The sequence below is a fragment of the Mucilaginibacter sp. RCC_168 genome (assembly GCF_041355315.1).
In the GTDB taxonomy this organism is placed as follows: Bacteria; Bacteroidota; Bacteroidia; order Sphingobacteriales; family Sphingobacteriaceae; genus Mucilaginibacter.
This window is the reverse complement of sequence record NZ_JBFUPN010000009.1, coordinates 199,087-221,270: the sequence shown is the minus strand read 5'-3', so window position 1 is coordinate 221,270 and position 22,184 is coordinate 199,087. Positions and strand designations below refer to the sequence as shown.

The window sequence follows — 22,184 nt, the reverse complement described above, 5'->3', positions numbered from 1 at the left end:
TCCATTTTAACACTTTTTAACAAATTTTTGATGGATTTTGAAACGTTTAAAAAGCATTAATTTATTTACTGCCAAACAGCTCCATACCAACGGTCGATTTTTGATCTTTTTTTTCTCTTAACCAAACAGCCCGCTTGTCTTTTGAAAGACAAGCGGGCTGTTTGATATATAAATGTACGAAATTTAAAGAGACGATCAAACTTGCGGGCGGAGAAAATTTGCCATACTGAACAAAGTGAAGCATCTGTTTCGCGATACACCTATCGAAGAAGATCCTTCGTTCCTCAGGATGACAAATATTAGGATAGACAAGCGTGACGTGTCACTTTTTAAAAACAATAGCCCATACGACCAAGCCCACTATAGCCGCCATAATTACATAGCTGGCGGGGCGGGCAAAATTCAGCGTCCAGCCCATAAACCTGATGCGTTTGGGAACGATTGTGCGCGGATCGTTTTTATTGAAATAAAATACCCCGTATTTATAGTTTGAGCCGTCTTCGATAGGTTCCATATCACCAGTAATTTACTTACTCAAATATAAACTTTAATTACCCAAACAAATCACTGCTCAAATACCTGTCGCCGCGGTCGCAGCAAATGAAGACTATAACCCCTTCTTTGAGCTCAGCAGCCAGTTTGATAGCTGCTGCCAGTGCACCACCACTACTCATGCCGGCAAATATGCCTTCGGTTTTGGCCATTTCACGGGCCATCTGGGTGGCTTCTGCTTCGGAGATATCCATTACCCGGTCGACCCGGCTGGCATCAAATATTTTTGGCAGATAGGCTTCAGGCCAGCGGCGGATCCCCGGAATGGATGAACCCTCGGTAGGCTGGCAGCCTATTATCTGTATGTCTTTATTCTTATCTTTAAAATACCGGGAGCAGCCCATAATGGTGCCCGTGGTACCCATTGCGCTTACAAAATGGGTTATTTTACCTTCGGTATCACGCCATATTTCCGGACCGGTAGTTTTTACGTGGGCCATGTAATTATCGGGGTTCGCAAACTGGTTCAGCAGGAAATAGCCTTCGGTAGCGCCTTTTTCTTCGGCATAATCGCGGCAAAGCTCAATTCCTTCCAGCAAGGTTACTTTGGCGCCATAGGCCTCCATGGTTAAGGTACGCTCCCGGGTGGAATTGGAGGGCATCACCAGTTCAATTTCCAGTCCAAAAAGCCGGGCTATCATAGCCAGGGCGATACCGGTGTTGCCGCTGGTTGCTTCAATGAGTTTAGTCCCGGGCTTGATATCACCCCGTTCAATAGCGCTGCGGATCATGTTGAGCGAAGCCCTGTCTTTTACACTGCCGCCGGGGTTATTGCCTTCCAGCTTGGCGTATATTTTTACGTTGGGATTGGGGTTAAGTTTTTGTATTTCAACCAGGGGCGTATTTCCTATGATATCAATAATGCCAGCCATAAATTTTATCTTTTTAGTATCAAGCCGTTAGTATCAAGTATCACGACGTTCTTCTTTTGCTATGTATATACAATCTCTTTAAAATCTTGATACTTGATACTAACTACTCGATACTATATTACACTTCATCACTTTTCAAAGTCCGGTGACTCGGGCTATGGTACACTCTCGAGTGCGGGGGTACACTTTTAGTAAGCCATACGTTACCCCCTATAAGGCTGTTATGTCCAATAATGGTTTCGCCGCCCAGGATGGTAGCCCCGGAGTATATCACCACATGATCTTCCACCGTTGGGTGCCGTTTGGTATTGGCCATACTTTTATCCACACTCAGGGCGCCCAGGGTAATACCCTGGTACAATTTTACATGGTTACCGATGATGGCGCTTTCGCCTATCACAATGCCGGTACCGTGGTCGATATAAAAATACTCGCCGATTATTGCAGCCGGATGTATGTCGATACCCGTTTTAGAATGCGCGTATTCCGTCAGTATCCGGGGGATCAAAGGCACGTTGTCGGTATACAAACTATGCGCCAGGCGATATAAGGATATGGCTAAAAAGCCCGGATAGGTGCGCACTACTTCAAACTCACTTTGTGCGGCAGGGTCGCCATTAAAAATGGCCTGTATATCGGTATTCAAGATCCTGAACAGCTCCGGCAGTCCTTTAAAAAACCGGCTGGCGCGTTCTTTATTATCACAATCGTCGCAGCCTTTGGTTACCTCCATCATGTGGTGCAGTTCATTCTCCAGCAGGGTAAACTCTGCCTTAAGAGCGGCAACATCAGCAAATATTTGTCCGGTTTGCTCGGGATATAGCAAATGAATTACCTGGAGCGCCCACCGGGTGATCTCCTTGTTCGACGGCACGGCCTCAAGCCTTTGCTGCTTGTTAAAAATTTGCTCGTAAAAATCCTCACTCATGTTTTATACGGGCTGTTGTAGAAAACAGCGCGTTATAAATGCAAGTTTAGGCAAAAGAATGTGTTTTGTATGTAAAAAACGCTACTTAATTGATAGATATAGATGCTTGGCGGTGGGCGAGTTATTGGTGAAGTGGTGTTTTGCCCAGCGTAGATGACTCACCCCGCCTGCGCTTCGCTGGACGACCCTCTCTTCAGCTTCGCTGGAAAGAGGTTGGGGAAAAGTACATGACACGCCCGGCCACCGTCTCCTTCCATGCGTCATTGCGAGGTACGAAGCAATCTCTACATAGGCAGATCGGCTATTCAAGGTTTACTCTGTACAGTATAGAGATTACTTCGTGCCTCGCAATGACGTTTTTTTATATTTCCGCCCTCTTTCCGCCGCAGGCGAAGAGAGGGTCGGCGAGCGAAGCGATGCCGGGGTGAGTCGATGCCGGTTGCTATGTATCCCAAAAAAAAGAAAAATAATTCTTGACAATTCGATATTAATCGTAATATTGCAATATATATTATGGGAATCACCAAAACAGAAATATTTACCGACGAGCAAAACAAACTGGCCGTGCAGTTAAAAGCCATAGCGCATCCGGCGCGTATTGCCATATTGCAGCACATTATAGCGGCCAAAGCCTGCATCTGCGGCGATCTGGCCGATGAACTTGGTTTGGCGCAGCCCACCATTTCGCAACATCTTAAGGAGTTGAAAAACGCGGGATTGATACAGGGCACCATAGAAGGCGTAAGCGTTTGCTATTGCATAGAGCCCAAAGCCTGGAGTGATTTACAAATGAAATTAAATGTGTTATTCTCTTCGTACAAGGACCTGAGTAGTTGTTGTTAAAATTTTTTATATTGATCAATCGCAATATTGCAATAATAAAATATATCAATCATGAACAAAGTAGAGTCTATCAATTGGTCAACGTTTAAGGAAACGCTGCTACAACACCCCGACCTGGACCTCCAATTTCAATATGCCGAAGGTAAACTGGTGGATGCGGCTTATCACATCACCGAAATTAAACAGGCGCCCATCACCTCTGTTGATTGCGGCGGTGTAATGAATGCCTGGACAGAGATCATTGTACAATTATGGGTTCCCGAAGCCGAACAGCAGGAACGATCTATGAAGGTAAAAAAGGCTTTGTCTATTGTGGATATTGTAGAAAAAATGCTGCCGCTCAACCCTAACGGAACGGTTAAAATAGAATTTGGCAATTCGGAATTTGATACGCGCCAGATGTTTCCGGGAGATATGATCGTGAACGGCGAAAGCCTGATCATCGACCTGCGCCCGGATGCTGTGCAATGTAAAGCGATCAGTCGCGGCGGGAGTTGCGGAACAAACGAAAAGGGCGAGGAATGCTGTGCACCAGAGCCTGCAAAACCAAAGGTAGAATTGAAGAACCTGGCTGTTAAAGCTGAAGCCTGCTGTACACCGGGTTCAGGCTGTTGCTAAATATTTACGAATACAGATATGATCATAGAACAGGCACAACCTTACAAGCAGGAGATCATTGCATTGCTGGAGTCGCAAAAGCTCCCTGTAAATGATCTTCCGGATAACTTAGATGATTTTCTGGTTGCCATACAAAATCAAAAAGTTGTTGGCGTTGCGGGATTGGAGATTTACGGAAATTTTGGTTTACTGCGCTCACTCGCCGTACACCCCGAATTCAGGAATGCGGGCGTAGCGCAACAATTGCTACAACGCATAACTGAAGAAAGCAGCTCAAAAGGCCTCGTGGCACTTTACCTGCTCACGGAAACGGCAGCAGATTATTTTGACCGGAAAGGCTTTCTGCGCATTGGCAGGGATGAAGTGCCACCCGAGGTGCAGCAATCATCGGAGTTCAGCCATGTTTGCCCGGTCTCTGCCATCGTCATGAAAAAAACACTAAAAAAATAATAACTAATGAAAAATGTATTGGTGCTTTGCACCGGAAACAGCTGCCGCAGCCAGATAGCTGAAGGTTACCTGCGTTATTTTGCAGGCGACAAAGCCAATATTTACAGCGCGGGTATCGAAACACATGGGGTTAATCCGCGGGCTATTGAGATCATGAAACGCGATGGAATCGACATCTCCCATCACACCTCCAACAATGTTAATGAATACCTGGATATTGATTTCGACTATGTGATCACCGTTTGTGATAACGCCAAAGAGAGCTGCCCGTATTTCCCGACAAAGGCTGTAAAACTGCATTACAACTTTCCCGACCCGGCGAAAGCTACAGGTACAGAAGCGGAGATCATGGAGAAATTCAGACAAGTGCGCGAAATGATCAGGCAGTATACCCAAAACTTTGTTAACGAGAATTTAAAAACATCCCATGCCGGTTGAACATTGCGCCCCGGTGGTTGAGCGTAAAAAGCTGAGCTTTTTGGACCGGTACCTTACGCTCTGGATATTCCTGGCGATGGCCATAGGGGTGGCTGTTGGTTATTTTATTCCTTCATCGGCCGGGTTCATCAATTCATTTTCCAGCGGTACAACCAATGTTCCACTGGCTATCGGTTTGATCCTGATGATGTACCCGCCATTGGCCAAAGTAAAATATGAAAACATGGGCCAGGTATTTAAAGATACTAAAGTATTAAGCGCCTCTTTGGTGCTCAACTGGGTAGTAGGACCAATACTGATGTTCTTTTTGGCCATAACCCTGCTACGTGATCATCCGGCTTACATGATAGGATTGATCCTGATCGGCCTGGCCCGCTGCATAGCCATGGTGGTAGTATGGAACGAGCTTGCCGAAGGGAACCGCGAATATGCCGCCGGGCTCATCGCCCTTAATAGCATTTTCCAGGTATTACTCTACAGCGTATATGCCTGGGTATTTATCACCGTTTTGCCGCCGTTATTCGGCCTTAAAGGTCTGACAGTACATATTACCATGGGCGAGATAGCCAAAAGCGTGGGTGTTTACCTGGGCATCCCGTTTGCCGCCGGCATCATCAGCAGGTACACGCTTATCAAGATGAAAGGTGAAACCTGGTTCCAACAAAAATATGTACCCTTTATTTCACCTATTACGTTGATCGCCTTGTTATTTACCATCGTGTTGATGTTTAGTCTTAAAGGCGGTCTTATTGTACACATCCCTTTTGATGTTGTGCGGATAGCTATACCGCTGGTTATCTACTTCGCCGTAATGTTCCTGCTGAGTTTCTTCATCGGTAAATCATTCGGGGCCGATTATTCAAAAAGCACCTCCATCGCATTTACGGCCACGGGGAATAATTTTGAACTGGCTATCGCGGTAGCCATCGGCGTGTTCGGCATTAATTCCGGCGAAGCTTTCGCAGGTGTTATCGGTCCGCTGGTGGAAGTACCTGCTTTGATCGCCTTGGTAAACCTGGCTTTCTGGTTCAGGAAGAAATACTATTTAAGCAAGTAACAAGACTGATAATCATGTCATTGCGAGAGGAACGACGAAGCAATCTCCTCCCGTTCTCATCGGCAAGAATAGCTACGAGATTATTAATGCTGTTAATTGTTTTTTAAGGTATTAATGAGCTCCCGCTGGTCGGTTATCCACGCTGCGCCCGCAATTGACATATTTAATAATACGTTTTACCTTTATCTTATTACCTTTATTTTATTAACCAAAATATTCCATGAAACGACGTTCATTCCTGAAAGCTTCAGCTTTAACGGCCGCGGCAGCCGGTATATCAACCCAAAACAGTATGGCAGCCATCACCAAAGAAAAAAGCAGTACCGAGTTTTACGAGTTGCGTACCTATCTCCTAAAAAACGAAACGCAGCAAAAACTGGTGGAGGATTATTTTCAAAACGCAGCCATCCCGGCACTCAATAAACTGGGCTGCAACCACATCGGCGTGTTTACCGAGCTAAAACCCGAGGGGCAAACCAAAATTTACGCGCTGATTCCGTTTAACAATCTAACCGATTTTTTAAACGTACAGGAAAAACTTAACCTCGACCCGGTTTACCTGGAAAAAGGAGCTCCTTATTTAACCGCCCCGGCTACCGAACCAGCTTATGAGCGTATTGAAAGTTCGTTATTAAAAGCGTTCAAGCATATGCCCAAAATGGAAGTGCCCAAAAAAGGTCAGCGTATTTTTGAGCTGCGCCGGTACGAGCACCCCAGCGAAAGCGCGGGTCAAAAGAAACTGGAAATGTTTAATGATGCCGGCGAGATAGATATTTTTAAAAAGCTGGGTTTTAATCCCGTGTTTTTTGGCGAAGTTATTATCGGCGATCACCGGCCCAACTTAACCTATATGATCACGTTTGACGACCTGGATGCCAAGGCCGCACACTGGAAAGCTTTTGGCTCCAACCCCGAATGGAAAAAGGTAAGCAGTATCCCCGATTACGCCGATGCTAAGCTGATAACCCATATTACATCAACATTGTTACAGCCAACAGCGGCGTCGCAGGTTTAATTAAAGGGGCAGCAGTGATAATAATCGCTTGCTTTTAGTGTTCATATTACACTATATTTACATTAACCAATTTTAAAAGTAAATCGATGACAACCAGACGTTCATTTCTCAAAACTTCGGCATTAATTTCTGCCGGACTTTTAGCGGCTCCGAACTTATTTGCTTACGATAAAAAGTATATCGGCCTGCAATTGTATACCGTGCGTGATGCCATGTCAAAAGACCCGGCAGCGGCTTTGGCTAAAGTTGCCCAGGTTGGCTATACCTCCGTTGAGGGCGCTACCTATACCGGCAACGAATTGTTTTACGGCATGGATGCTAAAGCATTTAAAGCGCTTTTAAAACAAAACGGCCTCATTATGCCAAGCGCGCATTACCGCCTGGGCGAAGAGCAGGTAAACGGCGCCTCACAAAAAGGCACTATCCTGAATGATTGGGAAAAAGCGGTTACCGATGCAGCCGAAGTGGGTGTGAAATATATGGTATGCGCTTACTTATCAACACCAGAGCGCGGCAACCTGGATCATTATAAAAAAATAGCCGAAGATTTTAACAAAGCAGGCGAGATCTGCAAAAAATCGGGCATACAACTTTGCTACCACAACCACGATTTTGAATTTATACAGGAAAATGGCAAATATCCATACGAGATCCTGCTGGCAGCAACTGATAAAAACCTGGTGAAATTTGAAATAGACCTGTACTGGTTAACCAAAGCCAACCAGGACCCTATCGCGCTGATTAACGAGCACCCCGGCCGATTCCCGCTGTGGCATGTGAAAGATCTGGATAAAACGCCCGAACGCAAATTTACAGAGGTTGGCAACGGCATCATCAACTTTAAAAAGATATTTACCCAGGCCAATAAAGCAGGTTTAAAATACTTTTTTGTAGAGCAGGACATTTGCCCCGGCGATCCTTTCGACAGTATTACCCAAAGCATTACCTACATTAAAAAGAACTTAGTTTAAAAATACTGTTACAATAGCACATTATACACAAACCATCGTTTTATATATAAAGCGATGGTTTTGTTTTATCATACCCGGTCGCTCCTGCACAAATTTTAATACCTATGAAAATGCAGATCGATATCAATATGATAAAATGCCTGCTGATAGCATTGGCAGCATCATTCCTGTTTGCCTGCGCGGCAGAAGCGCAGCAAGGCAAACAGCTAAAACCTCTGCTTAAACAGCTGGAGTTAGCGTATCAGGCTTAAGGCCTTTTTCAAATCAGGGTCTGTTTTATTCACTATGTCTTCCAGACTATATTCTACCGGGTAATCGGGCATAATGCCGCGGCCCGGCGCAGGGTGCCTGGCAACCGACACAAAGCGTAACAATGGAAACTCAACAACGATATGCGTATTGGGTAATGTTAAATGTTGTATAGTTCCGCCGCTACAGCCCTCGGCACCGCCTGCCGTTTCCCGGCCAATAAATTTGGCGTTTTTACAAAATGTTTTGATGGCTGTTGCCGAAAGCGCTCCTGAAGAAAAGGTAGCGCCATCAATTAACACCAACAAATTGCCTTTGAAGTGAGCCGTTTTATCAAGAGGGGCGATGCCAAGCAAATTTCCAAAAACAGGTCTGAAATCAACATGATAATAAGCGCCCTCTTTAATATTTGTTGGTTTAAAGCTTTGGTTAAAGCTTGCTGTTTTTTCGGTATCAAAGTATTTTTCAAAATGATTGATGGCGGGGTTAGGCAACTTTGATCTTACATCGCCCACCATAGGGAAAGGCGTATCAGCCAGATAGCTCAATAATTTTGCTCCCACCCTGATATCGCCACCTGTGTTATGCCGCAGATCAATGATCAGGTTTTTTATCCCTTTTTCATGGACCTGTTTAAAAGCCTCCTTAAAAATAGTTGTATCGTTATATTGATAACTATGCACCTCAAACCATGCAGTTGAGCCGCTTTTTAAAAATCGCAAGGGTAAATAATCTGTGTTTTTAGCTATTATCCAGCCGGCATAATTATCAACCGTTTTGGGATGCTCCAATTGCGCGGCGCCTTTCACGGCGGCATTAACGTCCATAGTTTTTAATACGCCTTGTTTAGTGCGCAGGGAAATATGATAAGGAGGAGTCCAGTGGTAATAGTAATTGCAGGCATCCTCAAAACCGTCATATTCACTCAAAAATAATTCTTTAAAGGTTTTATTATGTCCATCACCGGCATACAGATCAGATCCGTGATCGATAATAGCGGCAACAGGAACATTATTTATACTTACTATTTCATCTCCGGTATGAAGTTCCGCTATCTGATAGGTGGTGATCCAGGCCTGGTTACCGCGAACTAATACTTCAAAAGGTAAATGCGGTACTTTGGCCTCTTTGTATGCTTCGGAATGTTTTAACTGTGTATGCCCGCAACCGAGTTTGCTTATCAGCGGATAAACCCGGCTAATAAAATCTTTTTCGGACAAGGGCGTATCAATGGACCCGGCCACCTGATCATAAACTTTCTGCAAGCTGTCTGGGGTCATATACATGCCATACGCCGGATGCATCTCCTTAATGGCCGACCAAAGTATAGAAAGATCGTCACGCATGCTTTTTACAGCTAATTTTTGAATCGCGGTATCTGCACTGGTCGGCTTTAATGATGCCTCTTTTTTAGACCCCGGCTGATGACAAGCTGTAATTATAATCGCTGTAAAAAAATAAAGGAAAGTTTTGAAGACCGGCTCAAGGTTTGTTTTCATTGTTAATAAGGGGATGTGTACTGTTTTTAAATATAAATAAAAACAGATACATTGTCTGAACCATAATTCGCCTGATTAAAGGATTCTAATCAAGGTTCAAATATCCCCTCTTCGCTCGCGGAACCGGCTGAAAAAAACCAAGGCCAGTATGCAAAGCACACACCCGCAAATACCGTTAAGCCGCAGGCCATAGTCGTGCCCCGGATCTTTACCATAAACGGTTAAAAAGGCAAATAGTGCTATACCCAGTGTTTGGCCAAGCTTCACAAAAAGATATTTCACCGCGAAGAACATCCCCTCGCTGTTCTCACCGGTTTTTTTGGCGTCGTTCTCAGCAATTTCGGCCAGTATAGCATTGGGTAATATGCCCAGCGATGCCAGCGGGAACGATGTGCTTAACACCAATATATAAACCTGTGCCTTTGGCGATAGCGGGAGTTTTCCCAGGAAAAATATGGCTACAAAAATGAGACTTAACCAACCGAACGAAAAAAGCATAATGGGTTTTTTACCTATCTTTTTAGACAAGTAATTGATGAGCGGGTAAAACACCAATGAAAACAACACCATAACCGCCATCAGCAAACCGCCCATTGATTCGGGCAGGCGCAGCAGCACCTTCACAAAAAACAGTAAGCCGCTCGATATGATACTGAGCGCCATGTAGTACGAAAAATCGGAAATGAGGTAGTACTTAAAATTGCTGTTGCTGAAAGTTAAGCGAATTGCCGAAAGCAAGGGCAGGTGGGATGGGAGGCTCCTCGAGTATTTCTTCTCATCAATAGCCAAAACGGGTACCAGCATTGCGAGGCCCGCAAACACACAGAGACCCAAAACGGTGTATTGTACAGCGGTATCCCGGTTGGGTGTATGGAAGATGTGCTGCAGCAGATCGGCAAAATTATTGACCAGGGCCGATATAATAATACCTATCACAAAACCAAACTGCTGCAAGGAGGATAACCTTACTTTTTCGGCGCCGGTACGCGCCAGTTCAGGCAACAGGGCATTGTATGGAATGATGTAAGTTGTTGCACCCATAAAAAACCCGATAAGCGTAAACGTGAGCCATATGGCATTAGTGATACTTTCGCCTTTAACCGGGGGATAAAAAGTAAGCGAGCAAAAAAGTATCGCCGGTACAACCGCCCATTTCATAAAGGGAATACGCCGGCCTTGCTTATTGTTGCTTTTATCGCTCAATGAGGCTATAAAAGGATCAAACAGGGCATCCACAAACCTGCCCGAAGCCGCTATAAGCGACATGATATTAAACACACCAAAAACAAGCAATTGGGGCACTAAGGGTATCAGTCCGGCGTTGGATGGCGGCAAATAGAAATAGGGCAGCATCACGATGATGAGATTGGTCATGATGCTCCAGCCTATCATTCCACAGGCATAAGCAAGTTGTTTTGAAAGTGGCAGTTGAGCAGCCGGCATATATGCAATATGCAAATATTATGCAGATGTGCAAATTATAGATGTGCAGATTATAGATGATGGATAAATTGAATACTTTTAGCATCATCTGCACATTTGAAATTTGCACATCTATCATCTACAACCCTGAATAATAATCGTACCCCTGCTCGGCCCAGTAATCTGGCGGGCGGGTATCACTAAAGCTCATACTGCCAATGCGTTTTAAGTTTTTAATCCCGTATTTCACCGGGATGATCAGGCGTAAAGGCGCACCATGTTTGGGCGGCAGTGGCTTTTCGTTCACCTCATAGGCCAGCAGTGTTTGCGGATGCATGACGCTGGGCATATCTATCCCAACATAATACTCCTTATCCGGGGTGGCTAATCCCACATATTGTAATTCCGTTTCGGCACCGAGCTTAAAATGATTGATAAAATCACTGAATTTCACTCCACCCCAATGCGATATCTGATCCCAACCCTCCACACATTTAAAATCATATACAATATCTGTTTTGGGCAGGGCCTTTAAATCATCCAGCGAGATCTGCAATACTTCACCGGTATGTTTTTTTACCTGCAATTTCCAGGCATCTATGTCTATTTTTCCTTCCGAACCGATGTCGCTGTTATGGCGCACATTTTTTGCCGCCATTTCTTTGGGATAGGTTTTAACCAGGTTGTTATTGCTAAAAATACGGCGAAAAGCCAGTTCTGTTTTGTTCAATGCCCTTCTTAATGGCGCACGGGCGCCCGCGGTCATGGTCCGTGCTTCCTCGGGCGAATTGTATAACCATTTCCAACCGCCATACGCCACACTCCCCGCCACAATAAAAGTACCGAACGAGAGAAAGTTGCGCCTCGTGATCTTCTGCTCAACGGTAAGCGGTTTTTTAGGCGCTTTCTGCTTTTTACTGAATGTTTTTTTCATCACTTGGTGGTGTAATTTCAATAACAGGTTTAGGTTCGTCGTTTATCACTTCAAATCCGGAGATTACTGACCGGAAGTTGTTCCACCCGGCCAGGATCACCTGCACCACATGGATCACAAAAAAAAGCACATAGCCAATAGTCAGCGCGAAATGAAGGATCCGTGCAAAATGGTAGCCCCCGCAAAGCCAGGTGAGGTAATAAAACTGTACCGGCTTATAAATAGCCAGTCCGGTTATCACCGAACCCATGCCCATGATGATGATAGCTGTATAAGCGATACGCTGGGCGGCATTATACTTGTTTTGTGGCGGCGCCATTTTACGGATATGCAGATCGTGCAGTAACACCAGCCAGGCCTCTTTGAATGAATTTTTTTTTGGCACCAGTTCGCGCCATTCGCCCGATATGATAGTGTACAGCACATACAAAATACCATTCAGCGTAAAAAACCACATAAACAAAAAGTGAAAAGCCATCCCTTCTGAAAGGCGGTGGGGGATACGCAAAGCATTGTAAAACCAATCGGGGAAAAAGCTGAAAAAGGTATGTCCGAACAAGGTTATCTTATACTCGTCATTTGCCCAATAGATCAGCATTCCGCTCCATATCATAATGGTGAGTATCGGAAAGTTTACCCAATGCGTCCAGCGCATGGCTAAAGGATGTTTCTCTTTAATAACTTTCATCAAGGGGCAATTAGTGAATTAGTGATTTAGTGAATTAACGATTTCCTCTTATTTGCTTGCGTTAACCGTTGTTGTAAGATTGGCTTTTGCGGCAGCCAGTATTTCGCCGTTGGTTTTGTTTTGCACCAGGCCTATTACTTCCCAATCCTGGGCATTAACGCCTTCGGGCAAAGCAATGCTGGTACTGCCATTACCACCTGCACTTAACGGCTGGCTTTGTATTTTACGCACAATTTGAACATGCGATAAAGTGCGACCACCATTTTCGCCTCGTTGAACTTTGGTTTGCGCTGCTTTTTGCACCAGGGCCAAAAGCAGATCGCTGTTTTTTTCGGCGCCGGCTACATGGTACTGTATGGTAATATGATCCGGTCCTTTTTGTGTGTTAAGGGTTAAAGTTGCCGCGGAATTAGTTCTCAGACCGGCGGTGATAGCATTGCGCAAAGTACCTTCTTCCGAACCTACAAATTCCTTTTTGCCGTTAACCACAATTTGCGGTGTATAAACCGATTGCAGGTTTAACCAATTGGCGTACTGATTTTGGCGTTTGGAGTAATCGGCGCTGCTAAAAACATCTTTCCAGCCCAGGCGGTTCCAATAATCAACATGAAATGCCAGTATATAAACCAGCTTGTCCTTGTCTTCTTTTTGTATCCGGGCCACCAGCTCATCGGCTGGGGGGCAACTGGAGCAGCCCTCTGAGGTAAAAAGCTCCACTACGGCAAAACCTTTGCCATCGGCTGCTATTTTATTTTTTACCGGGGCCTTATCTTTAGGAATAATAAAAGCCGCCAATACCATAACCGCGGTTATAAAACCGGCGGCAAGGGCAAATATTTTAATTGATCTCATATTGCTGTTGTTTGATATACGTTTTTCCTGCTTAGTCGGGTTGCGTATCGTAACCTTACAATAAATTTTATTTTTTCTTTTAAGAATGCCGGTTGGGTTATACCGGCACAAATCTTTTATAATTATGAGGTATATGTAAATTTAATTAATAAATAGGATTATATCACGGCGACTTAAAAAAACAAGTGTTGCTTTGTAAGGATTTAAATGTGCTTACGACTAATGTTTAAATGTTATAAGTAAATTTATTTAATGGTAACTGAAAAACAATTACTGGACCCGCGCAATTGGGTAAACGCCCATGCCGATTACCTGTATTCGTACACGCTGTCGCGTCTTAATGATGAAGAACAGGCGAAGGACCTGGTGCAGGAAACCTTTTTGGCAGCTTTAGAAAAAGTGAATCGCTTTGAGGGCAAAAGCACCGAGCGGACCTGGCTTACGGCTATTCTGAAAAATAAGATCATTGATGTGTACCGTAAAAAATCATCGGGCCTGGCCAACATAAGCGAGAAAAAAGCCGAGGAAGAACAAAAAGATTTTTTTGAGGAAGATACCGGTCATTGGACCGAAGCCCACCAACCCCTGCCATTTGGCATTGAAGATCATGAACCGCTGAGAGGTAAGGAGTTTAACCATATCCTGCAATTATGTATGCAAAAACTCCCTGTGCTATGGAAGTCGGTTTTCACCATGAAACATATGGACGATGCCGCTACGGAATTTATCTGCAGTGAACTCCGGGTTACCCAGGCCAATTTTTGGGTTATTATTCACCGGGCCAAGCTTAGTCTGCGGGCTTGCCTGCAAAAAAACTGGATCTAAAAACATTAACCATGAATCACTTAAAACGAGTTATATACAACTGCAAACAAGCCACCCTGCTCATCGAGAAACGACAGATCAAAAGCTTGAGTTTCCGCGAAACCATCGAGCTCAGGATACACTTGGCCGGTTGTTCCATGTGTCAGCTATACAATAAACAAAGTCAGGTTATCCACCAGATGGTGCTGCAGCTTTTCCATGATACCGAACAACAGGCATCAACGCTCTCGCTTGATGAAAACTTTAAAAAAGAACTGCAGGATCGTATTGAAGAAGAACTGAATAAATAATTAAAATACTTTGTAAGGTTTATAAATGTGGCCCGACTAAGGGTTAAATGTTAATAACAAACCACACATTAAATTTTAAAAATCAAAGTATGAAATCAATTATTTCAGGCGCTTTAGCCGCAGGTTTAGTAGCCGTATGTTTAACCTTAAGCGTGCAAGCCAAAACAGTAAGTCCAGTAAAAATAGCAACCGTTGCGGTAAGCGATACCGGCAAAATGGGCAAGATGGATAAAATGGCGAAAGGTAAAAAAATGGACAAGATGTCGACCGACAAAATGGGCAAAGACAAAATGTCGAAGGGTAAAATGAGCAAGGATAAGATGTCAAATGACAAAATGGGCAAAAAGAAAATGTCAAAAGATACTGCAAGTAAAATGTGAGTTTGTGTATTGTTTTGAGTGGGAGGGGCTTATACTCCTCCCTTTTTTGTTTAATCTTTCCCCTATCTGGTGTAATGCAATAAAATTGTACCGCAAGCGAATGGTTTACAATTCACAAGCCTCAGTTCTGAATCATTTTTTAAAGGATTAAACGTTTGTTGTCCGTTACCAAGCGCAACAGGATTTATAAGCAAATAGAGCTCATCAACCAAATCATGTTGAATTAGCGATGATGCAAATGAATCACCGCCATAAACCATAATGTCTTTTCCTTGTTCATTTTTCAGGGCTTTTATTACCTCTTCTAAATTGCCGTTTATAATGGTGGTATTGTCCCATTTACTGGCCTCGAGTGTATTTGAAAAAACAATATTGGGGATCTCTGTGAATCGTTTTCCAAGTTTATACTCCGTTTCATCAGGATTGCTCGCTACATCGGCCCAATATGGGATAAAACCTTCTCCCGTTTTTCGCCCATGTAAAATGCAGTCAACATTTTTAAGATTGTCGATGCTAAAATCAGACATTCCGCTGTCCCATTTATTATCAAGCAAAATGTTCATTTGTAATTTTAACGTTCTCATGTCCATCCGTTTTAGGGTAAATTGATAGTTCAAAGTTACTTGCTCAATGGCAGCAGGAAAAGGCATGATCACGACATTTTAGCGTTATGATTACGACATTTTGGAGCCTGTTTTAAGAATTCAATGCCCACAATCGCATTACTCAAACACCATTTCCTCATCGGCCCAGCCTTCAAGCTCTTGTGGGTTATGGCTTACAATAAGGGTAGTTATATTCAGCTCTTTGATCACTGTTTTCAGCTCCATTATCAATTCGGCTTTCATTTTAGCATCAAGGGCAGAGAAGGGCTCATCCATTAACAGTATCCGAGGCTTGGTGGCCAACGCGCGCAATATGGCTAAACGCTGCTGCTGCCCACCCGACAGGTAATCGGGCTTGTGCTCCTGTAAAGTATCCAGTTTACCCAAAAGCAATAATCTTTTTATCCAGGCTTCATCCTTGGTGGCGTATTCCAGGTGTTGCCTTACGGTCATGTTTGGAAACAAGGCGTACTGCTGAAAAACAAAACCGGTATTTCTTTTTTGAGGGGGTAGGTTGATTTTTGTTTCCGCATTAAACCAGGTAATACCATCCGTTATGATGGTTCCTTGTTCTGGTGTTAACAACCCGGCTATGACCTTTAAAGATGTTGTTTTTCCCGATCCGGATGGCCCGTATATTTTGGTGATACTGCCGGTAGCAAACTGCCGGTTAACCCGCAATACCTGTTGCCCGTGATAGGCTTTTAGTTTTTTTTCGATAGCTATACTAATCATCCCAGTGGGCTTTTTGCCTGATATTTATTAAACACAAAAACACCTGTCACCAGTACAAAGGTAATGGCAAATAAAATGAGCGAATAATTATTGGCCATAGCGTAATCCCGCTGTTCCACAGCATCATAAACCGCGATAGACGCCACCCGGGTTACGCCCGGAATACTACCGCCAATCATGAGCACCACACCAAACTCGCCCAGGGTATGGGCAAAAGTAAGAATCGCTGCTGTTAATAAGGATGGTTTGATGTTGGGCAGCAGAACATACCTGAATGTTTGCCATTCGGTTTTGCCCAGGGTGTAGGAAGCTTCTGCTAAAGCCGAAGGCAATTGCTGTAAGGCCGATTTTACCGGGCCAACCATAAAGGGCACACTATAAATAACCGATGCCAGCACCAGGCCCTGGAACGAGAATACAAACTGCACATCAAATACTTTCTGCAGCCATTTGCCTAAACCATGCTGCGGACTAAAAGCCAGCAACAAATAAAAACCCAGTACCGATGGAGGCAGCACCAGTGGCATAGTAATAAAAGCTTCTATGATGATCTTAAAAAGCGACCGTCCCCTGGAGAGCCACCAGGCAAAGGGCAAGCCTATAACAAGCAGTATCAGGGTGGTGATACCGGCCAGTTTTAAGGTAAGCCAAATGGGTGAAAGATCCATCAGTTGGTATAGTATTGATTGTTTTTATGGAAGCTGGTAGCCATACGCAGTAAATATCCGTTTTGCAGCGGGGCTCAATATGTATTGGTAAAATTTTATGGCATCGGCGTTATTGGCTCCATGTTTTAACAGCACCAGTCCCTGCAATATGGGTTCATACTGTTTTGGGTCAATCACCTGATAGTACAGCTTTGTTTTGCTGCCGGTTTCTTTAATAAGCGACTGCGTGGTAAAGCCCAGATCAACCACCCCCGTGGTGATATAAGTATTTACCTGTGATATGCTTTCGCCGTTAACAATTTTGGGCTGTACATCGTCCAAAATACCTTTCCGCTGTAATAACTCAGTGGCTGCTTTACCGTAAGGCGCTATAGCCGGATTAGCAATGGCTATTTTTTTTATCCGGGCGCTCAATAATAAACGCTCCCAATTGGTAAAGCCGATATTTTGCGAGCTGCAGATGATCAAACTCCCGGCGGCATAAACAATGGGTTTCTTTTCGGCGAAACCGTTTTTAAACAAGGTTTCCGGAAAACTCATATCGGCCGACAGAAATACATCAAAAGGGGCGCCGTTGCTGATCTGGGCCACCAACTTTCCGGAGGAGCCAACAATAGGTTCGATCACGATACCGGTTCTTTGTTTAAAATCCTTCTGTAAAACCGTTATAACCGATTGCAGATTGGCCGCGGCGGCCACTCGTACATTCTGCGCCAGCACTATGCCATGCAGCAAAAGAGTTGCAAGTGATAAAAATGTAAGCCCCTTTTTATTCATAATGTTCAATAAAAGATACTAATATACACTGTTAGCCTATGAGTAATGGCTATTTGGCCGTTTTTTGAAGCAAAAACGATTAAATTAGGTGTATAATACTTATTTACACCGCGTTAAATAAGTGTACAAAGTACCTTTAATAGGATAATAAAAAGAAAACTATTATAATTGTATCCGGCCTGACACTAACCAAAACTAACCAGCTTCGATACCGGTAATTATTGATTACCGGTACCGAAGATCCCTTACCTGCTTGTGAGCATGTTGAAATTTTTATTGCGGTCATTTCTGTTAACCAAGGTTTTCTTTTTGTGCCTTATTATAAACGTGTGCGCGCAAAATACAGTACCCATAAATGATAAGGTACAGCAGCATATATTTGAATATAAACAGCTTTTATCCCTGGAAGATACCACCGGGAAACTTACTTTTAACCAGGTAAAAAACCTGGCGCTTACCGGCAGTTTCAAAGTTAACACCGAACCAACCCCCGTAACCAAACATCCCGGCTCTGCGTACTGGTACCGTTTGAAGATCGGTAAAAACCAGGGCACCAAAAACAGCTGGATCCTGGAGTTTTTTGATCAAACTATTGATAGTATTACCGTTTATTCACCCGGCATACAAGGTAATTACCAGGTAACTTATCTGGGCAGCCGACATCCCTTCGGGGCCCGGTTCTATCAGCATAAAAACCTCACGCTTAACCTAAACCCCAATGCCGATAATGATGGCGTTTATTACGTCAGGATCAAATCAAACCATTCAGTAAACATCATTATCGTACTCCGTTCGGTAAGCCGGTTTATCAGTTACGCGCTGGATGAGTATTTCTTTTTTGGTGTTTTTTATGGGATGATCCTGGTATTCGGTCTGTACAATTTCATGATGTTTATTGCCATGCGGCAGATACAATACCTGTATTACATCGCCTACAACATCAGCATTGGCTTATATGAAATGTGTGCCGATGGCATCGCTTATCAGTACATGTGGCCAAACGCCCCTTTCTGGAACCAGTATGCTTACGGCATAGCCTTATTTGCCGCCAGCATTTTCGCCGTGCTGTTTACCCAAAAATTGCTTAATTTAAAGGTTAATGCACCGCGCCTAAATAAACTTATCCGCTGGGTAATTGTAGGGCGGAGCCTGTTTTTTGCTGCCTGCCTTTTGATCAATAATTGCTGGTTCAATTATAAGATCATTGAGTTTATCCCCTTGTCGCTTGCTTTTTATGCGGGTTGTTATACTTTGCTTACCGGATATAAGCCAGCCCGCTTTTTTGTGATAGGCTATAGCTTTTTGCTCATCGGCTTTATTATCAAAAGCTGCATCGCCCTTAATATATGGTGGCTCCCTGTTACCGAGTTTGATTATTATAGCCTCAGTGGTTGTTTTATCATGGAGATGTTGTTTATATCCTTTGCCATTGGCGATAAAGTACGCATCCTGAAAAAAGAAAAGGATGATGCCCAGCACAGCATCATTATGCAGATGAAGCAAAACGAAGAGCTCAAAGATATACTCAACAAACGCCTGGAAGAACAGGTACAGGAGCGCACCAAAGAGCTGGTTGAAAAATCGGGTATGATAGCCGAACAGAACGAGGAGCTCAGGTCTGTTAATGAATTGCTGCAGCAACAAGCCGAAGAAATTTCAAGGATGAACATTTTGCTGGAAAAGGATAATATTATTTTACATAACGACATTGAAAAAGTTACGCACGACCGTGTAATGTCTGCCGAGGTTGATTTTGAAGAATTCAGCAGGATCTATCCCGACCGTGAAACCTGCTTTAAATTTCTGTCGGACTTAAAATGGGCCAATGACTATGCCTGTCGAAAGTGCAATAACACTCATTATGGCAGCGGGCACCTGCCTTACAGCCGCCGCTGCTCCAAATGCGGCTATGAAGAATCGGTAATAGCTTATACCATTTTACAGAATACGCGTATACCTATCAATAAGGCCTTTTACATGATATTTTTAATGTATTCTACCAAAGGCAAAATATCATCGCATAAGCTGTCGGAGATTCTGTCTATCCGTCAAAGTACCTGCTGGGCTTATAGCTCTCGGATTAAAAAAGTGATGGAAACCCGTAAAAAAGAGATCAAAGATGCCGGAAACAAAGGCTGGAGCAAGCTCGTGATCGACAATTCAGCTAATTAAGCCATTTCTCTGTTTATTAGGCCGTTACTATTCTTTCAGGCATAATGCCGCTCCTTCTTTTTTCTTTAAAATTAATTGCGATACAAGCGTATCACAAATATTTATTTTATTTATAAAAACCCTCTCTGCAACGTTAAGCGGCCCTTTTATAAAGTTTATGAGCCTGTGCTTAAAGCGTATCGAATTTTATATAACTTATTATCAATCAGTTATTTATGAATATTTTTCTTGCTTATTACGTTTAAAATAACATAAATTTGTTACAACATTTATAAACCGTACATAACACTGCCTTCCTGAAAAACACATTGCACTGGTGTATTTGATACACGGGTTAAAATTCCAAATATTTTAAGCTGTGGTTAAATTACATGTAATGTTTTGCGCCTGCTGCAGATGGACCGTACGTGAAGACCGATGCACAAAAAACCAATTAACTAATAACAACTTATGAAGATCAATTACAATTTAAAATGGCTGGCGGTATTTATCCTGCTATCCGCCGGCGTATTTTACTCCTGTAAAAAGGATTCCCGCGCTTCGGCGGCGGTTACGCCCGGACAGGATACTCAAACCGTATCCCGCGCCGCTAATGAGGTGGTAAATGCCTGGGTCACGACATCCGACAGGTCGAAACAGTTAGAGGCACAAACCAGTTTCAATTTCGCTGCCGACGCCGGCACCAATGCCACCACCGTAACCGTTGACGAAAACGTAACCTACCAGGGCATCGATGGTTTTGGCTTTACCTTAACTGGAGGAAGCGCCGGTTTGTTGAATGGTCTTGGTGGTAACCAGGCTGCGGTATTGAATGAGCTTTTTGGCACGGCCAACGGACAAATTGGTATCAGTTATTTGCGTATCAGCATTGGGGCATCCGACTTGAGCTCCAGTGATTTTACCTATAACCAAACATCCGGCGATGTAAACATGAACAATTTCAGCATCAGCCAGGAAAACCAGGACCTGATCCCTATTCTGAAAAAAATACTGGCTATTAATCCCTCCATCAAGATCCTGGCCTGCCCATGGACGGCCCCAACCTGGATGAAGGTGAATACTACCGGAAATAACGGCTATACCGGCGGCAGTTTAAACACCGCTTATTATGATGCCTATGCCCGCTATTTTGTAAAATACATACAGGCTATGAAGGCACAAGGCATTACTATTGATGCCATAACGCCACAAAACGAGCCCCTAAACCCATACAACAATCCAAGTATGGTGATGCAGGCCAACGAGCAGGCCAACTTTATTAAAAACAACCTGGGGCCACAGTTACGTGGCGCGGGCCTGAATACTAAGATCATTGCGTATGATCACAATACCGACAGAATAGACTATCCCGAAGCCGTACTGGCCGATGCAGGCGCTAATCCTTATGTGGATGGTTCTGCTTTTCACCTGTACTCCGGTAGTATTGGAGCCTTGACAGATGTGCACAATGCTTATCCTAACAAGAACATTTATTTTACCGAGCAATGGGTTGGAGCCCCCAGCAACTTTGGCGGCGACCTTTCCTGGCACGTAAATACCCTTATCATTGGCGCAACCCGCAACTGGAGCCGCAACGTATTGGAGTGGAACCTGGCATCGGACCCTAATAATAACCCGCATACACCGGGCGGCTGCAGCACCTGTTTGGGTGGCATTACTGTGAGCGGTACATCCATCACCCGTAATGTTGGCTATTATATTATCGGTCATGCCGCACGCTTTGTACGTCCGGGAGCATTTCGCATCTCCTCAAACTTATCGGGCAGCATCCAAAACGTTGCCTTCAAAAACTCAGATGGAAGCAAGGTCCTGGTAGCCTTAAACAACGGATCATCAGCCGTTAATTTTAAGGTAAAATGGGGTACCGAATCCTTTACTTATAGTCTGGCAGCCGGCGCAGTAGCCACATTTAAATGGTCGGGCACACAATCAACCGGCGGGGGAACAGGAGCGCCGATAGGTTCTACTGTTACACTTAAGGGTTTCAATAATCAATATGTAAGCAGCGAAAATGGCACCCAGGCCATGAACTGTAACCGGCCAACAGCTTCTACATGGGAAACATTTACGGTGGTTGACGCAGGCGGCGGTAAAATCGCACTGCAAGCTATGGGTAAATATGTATCCTCAGAAAACGGCACACAGGCCATTACCTGTAACCGTACTTCTATTACCGATACCGAAAAATTTGACTGGATAACCACTGCCGACGGGAAAGTTACCCTGCGCGGCAACAACAGCAAATTCATATCCAGCGAAAACGGCACACAAGCCATGACCTGCACCCGCGCTACAGCCAGCGGATGGGAAGCTTTTGGCGTAAACCAGTAAAACTTATAAACTA

At 44.0% G+C, this 22,184-nt stretch carries 24 protein-coding genes and 1 pseudogene; 13 read left to right on the top strand and 12 right to left on the bottom strand.

What is annotated here, in order from left to right; translation table 11 throughout:
- Positions 1-322 precede the first annotated feature (322 nt).
- The 3 genes from AB6735_RS10745 to epsC form a co-directional block, all read right to left on the bottom strand.
- Positions 323-514: a DUF5808 domain-containing protein gene (locus tag AB6735_RS10745; protein WP_370995925.1), complete on the bottom strand. Its 192-nt coding sequence runs from the start codon at positions 512-514 to the stop codon at positions 323-325.
- A gap of 37 nt (positions 515-551) precedes the next feature.
- A complete protein-coding gene (cysM, locus tag AB6735_RS10740; RefSeq protein ID WP_370995924.1) occupies positions 552-1,424 on the bottom strand; it encodes a cysteine synthase CysM in 873 nt (290 codons plus the stop codon).
- Between the two features lie 118 nt (positions 1,425-1,542).
- Positions 1,543-2,352, bottom strand: coding sequence for a serine O-acetyltransferase EpsC (gene epsC, locus AB6735_RS10735; RefSeq protein ID WP_370995923.1), 810 nt, complete (start codon positions 2,350-2,352; stop codon positions 1,543-1,545).
- Between the two features lie 513 nt (positions 2,353-2,865).
- Here epsC and AB6735_RS10730 point away from each other — a divergent pair.
- The 8 genes from AB6735_RS10730 (at position 2,866) to AB6735_RS10695 (ending at position 7,995) form a co-directional block, all read left to right on the top strand.
- A complete protein-coding gene (locus tag AB6735_RS10730; RefSeq protein ID WP_370995922.1) occupies positions 2,866-3,195 on the top strand; it encodes an ArsR/SmtB family transcription factor in 330 nt (109 codons plus the stop codon).
- A 51-nt stretch (positions 3,196-3,246) separates the two neighbouring features.
- On the top strand, positions 3,247-3,813 hold the full coding sequence (locus tag AB6735_RS10725; RefSeq protein ID WP_370995921.1) for a DUF6428 family protein: 567 nt from the start codon (positions 3,247-3,249) through the stop codon (positions 3,811-3,813).
- An 18-nt stretch (positions 3,814-3,831) separates the two neighbouring features.
- Entirely contained in the window at positions 3,832-4,263 is a 432-nt protein-coding gene (gene arsN2, locus AB6735_RS10720) for an arsenic resistance N-acetyltransferase ArsN2 (protein ID WP_370995920.1), read from the top strand.
- A 6-nt stretch (positions 4,264-4,269) separates the two neighbouring features.
- Complete coding sequence (locus tag AB6735_RS10715; RefSeq protein ID WP_370995919.1) at positions 4,270-4,701, top strand: arsenate reductase ArsC; 432 nt, start codon at positions 4,270-4,272, stop codon at positions 4,699-4,701.
- On the top strand, positions 4,691-5,758 hold the full coding sequence (arsB, locus tag AB6735_RS10710) for an ACR3 family arsenite efflux transporter (RefSeq protein ID WP_370995918.1): 1,068 nt from the start codon (positions 4,691-4,693) through the stop codon (positions 5,756-5,758). Before AB6735_RS10715 ends, arsB begins: the two co-directional genes overlap by 11 nt.
- A gap of 220 nt (positions 5,759-5,978) precedes the next feature.
- On the top strand, positions 5,979-6,773 hold the full coding sequence (locus tag AB6735_RS10705; protein WP_370995917.1) for an NIPSNAP family protein: 795 nt from the start codon (positions 5,979-5,981) through the stop codon (positions 6,771-6,773).
- Positions 6,774-6,859: 86 nt separating this feature from the next.
- The gene (locus AB6735_RS10700) at positions 6,860-7,744 is read left to right on the top strand and encodes a sugar phosphate isomerase/epimerase family protein (protein WP_370995916.1); all 885 of its coding nucleotides are present in this window, start codon (positions 6,860-6,862) and stop codon (positions 7,742-7,744) included.
- Between the two features lie 104 nt (positions 7,745-7,848).
- A complete protein-coding gene (locus AB6735_RS10695) occupies positions 7,849-7,995 on the top strand; it encodes a hypothetical protein (RefSeq protein WP_370995915.1) in 147 nt (48 codons plus the stop codon).
- Here AB6735_RS10695 and AB6735_RS10690 read toward each other — a convergent pair.
- The 5 genes from AB6735_RS10690 to AB6735_RS10670 form a co-directional block, all read right to left on the bottom strand.
- Positions 7,978-9,492: a S41 family peptidase gene (locus AB6735_RS10690; RefSeq protein ID WP_370995914.1), complete on the bottom strand. Its 1,515-nt coding sequence runs from the start codon at positions 9,490-9,492 to the stop codon at positions 7,978-7,980. The two genes, AB6735_RS10695 and AB6735_RS10690, sit on opposite strands and share 18 nt — an antisense overlap.
- 96 nt (positions 9,493-9,588) lie before the next feature.
- A complete protein-coding gene (locus AB6735_RS10685; RefSeq protein ID WP_370995913.1) occupies positions 9,589-10,935 on the bottom strand; it encodes an MFS transporter in 1,347 nt (448 codons plus the stop codon).
- A 118-nt stretch (positions 10,936-11,053) separates the two neighbouring features.
- Positions 11,054-11,848: a molybdopterin-dependent oxidoreductase gene (locus AB6735_RS10680; RefSeq protein ID WP_370995912.1), complete on the bottom strand. Its 795-nt coding sequence runs from the start codon at positions 11,846-11,848 to the stop codon at positions 11,054-11,056.
- The gene (locus AB6735_RS10675; protein WP_370995911.1) at positions 11,829-12,536 is read right to left on the bottom strand and encodes a cytochrome b/b6 domain-containing protein; all 708 of its coding nucleotides are present in this window, start codon (positions 12,534-12,536) and stop codon (positions 11,829-11,831) included. The genes AB6735_RS10680 and AB6735_RS10675 overlap by 20 nt, the downstream gene beginning before the upstream one ends.
- 48 nt (positions 12,537-12,584) lie before the next feature.
- Positions 12,585-13,388, bottom strand: coding sequence for a DUF1223 domain-containing protein (locus tag AB6735_RS10670; RefSeq protein WP_370995910.1), 804 nt, complete (start codon positions 13,386-13,388; stop codon positions 12,585-12,587).
- A gap of 252 nt (positions 13,389-13,640) precedes the next feature.
- On the opposite strand from AB6735_RS10670, the gene AB6735_RS10665 reads away from it, so the two are divergent.
- The 3 genes from AB6735_RS10665 (at position 13,641) to AB6735_RS10655 (ending at position 14,883) form a co-directional block, all read left to right on the top strand.
- A complete protein-coding gene (locus AB6735_RS10665; RefSeq protein WP_370995909.1) occupies positions 13,641-14,213 on the top strand; it encodes a sigma-70 family RNA polymerase sigma factor in 573 nt (190 codons plus the stop codon).
- 11 nt (positions 14,214-14,224) lie between these two features.
- A complete protein-coding gene (locus AB6735_RS10660) occupies positions 14,225-14,503 on the top strand; it encodes a hypothetical protein (protein ID WP_370995908.1) in 279 nt (92 codons plus the stop codon).
- An 89-nt stretch (positions 14,504-14,592) separates the two neighbouring features.
- Positions 14,593-14,883 carry a hypothetical protein gene (locus AB6735_RS10655; protein ID WP_370995907.1) on the top strand — a complete coding sequence of 97 codons (291 nt, stop codon included), beginning with the start codon at positions 14,593-14,595 and terminating at the stop codon, positions 14,881-14,883.
- 62 nt (positions 14,884-14,945) lie between these two features.
- Here the strand turns inward: AB6735_RS10655 and AB6735_RS10650 are convergent, their stop codons facing one another.
- The 4 genes and pseudogenes from AB6735_RS10650 to modA all read right to left on the bottom strand — a co-directional run bounded on the left by AB6735_RS10650 (position 14,946) and on the right by modA (position 17,668).
- Entirely contained in the window at positions 14,946-15,533 is a 588-nt protein-coding gene (locus AB6735_RS10650) for a dihydrofolate reductase family protein (protein ID WP_370995906.1), read from the bottom strand.
- A 200-nt stretch (positions 15,534-15,733) separates the two neighbouring features.
- Positions 15,734-16,223, bottom strand: a pseudogene (locus tag AB6735_RS10645) (ATP-binding cassette domain-containing protein); the annotation flags it as partial.
- On the bottom strand, positions 16,220-16,891 hold the full coding sequence (gene modB / locus AB6735_RS10640) for a molybdate ABC transporter permease subunit (RefSeq protein WP_370995905.1): 672 nt from the start codon (positions 16,889-16,891) through the stop codon (positions 16,220-16,222). The gene modB and the pseudogene AB6735_RS10645, both read right to left, overlap by 4 nt.
- A 24-nt stretch (positions 16,892-16,915) precedes the next feature.
- The gene (modA, locus tag AB6735_RS10635) at positions 16,916-17,668 is read right to left on the bottom strand and encodes a molybdate ABC transporter substrate-binding protein (RefSeq protein ID WP_370995904.1); all 753 of its coding nucleotides are present in this window, start codon (positions 17,666-17,668) and stop codon (positions 16,916-16,918) included.
- A 327-nt stretch (positions 17,669-17,995) separates the two neighbouring features.
- Between modA and AB6735_RS10630 the strand changes: the two genes are divergently transcribed.
- A complete protein-coding gene (locus tag AB6735_RS10630) occupies positions 17,996-19,840 on the top strand; it encodes a 7TM diverse intracellular signaling domain-containing protein (protein WP_370995903.1) in 1,845 nt (614 codons plus the stop codon).
- Positions 19,841-20,290: 450 nt separating this feature from the next.
- A complete protein-coding gene (locus AB6735_RS10625) occupies positions 20,291-22,171 on the top strand; it encodes a glycoside hydrolase family 30 beta sandwich domain-containing protein (protein WP_370995902.1) in 1,881 nt (626 codons plus the stop codon).
- Positions 22,172-22,184: the final 13 nt, after the last annotated feature.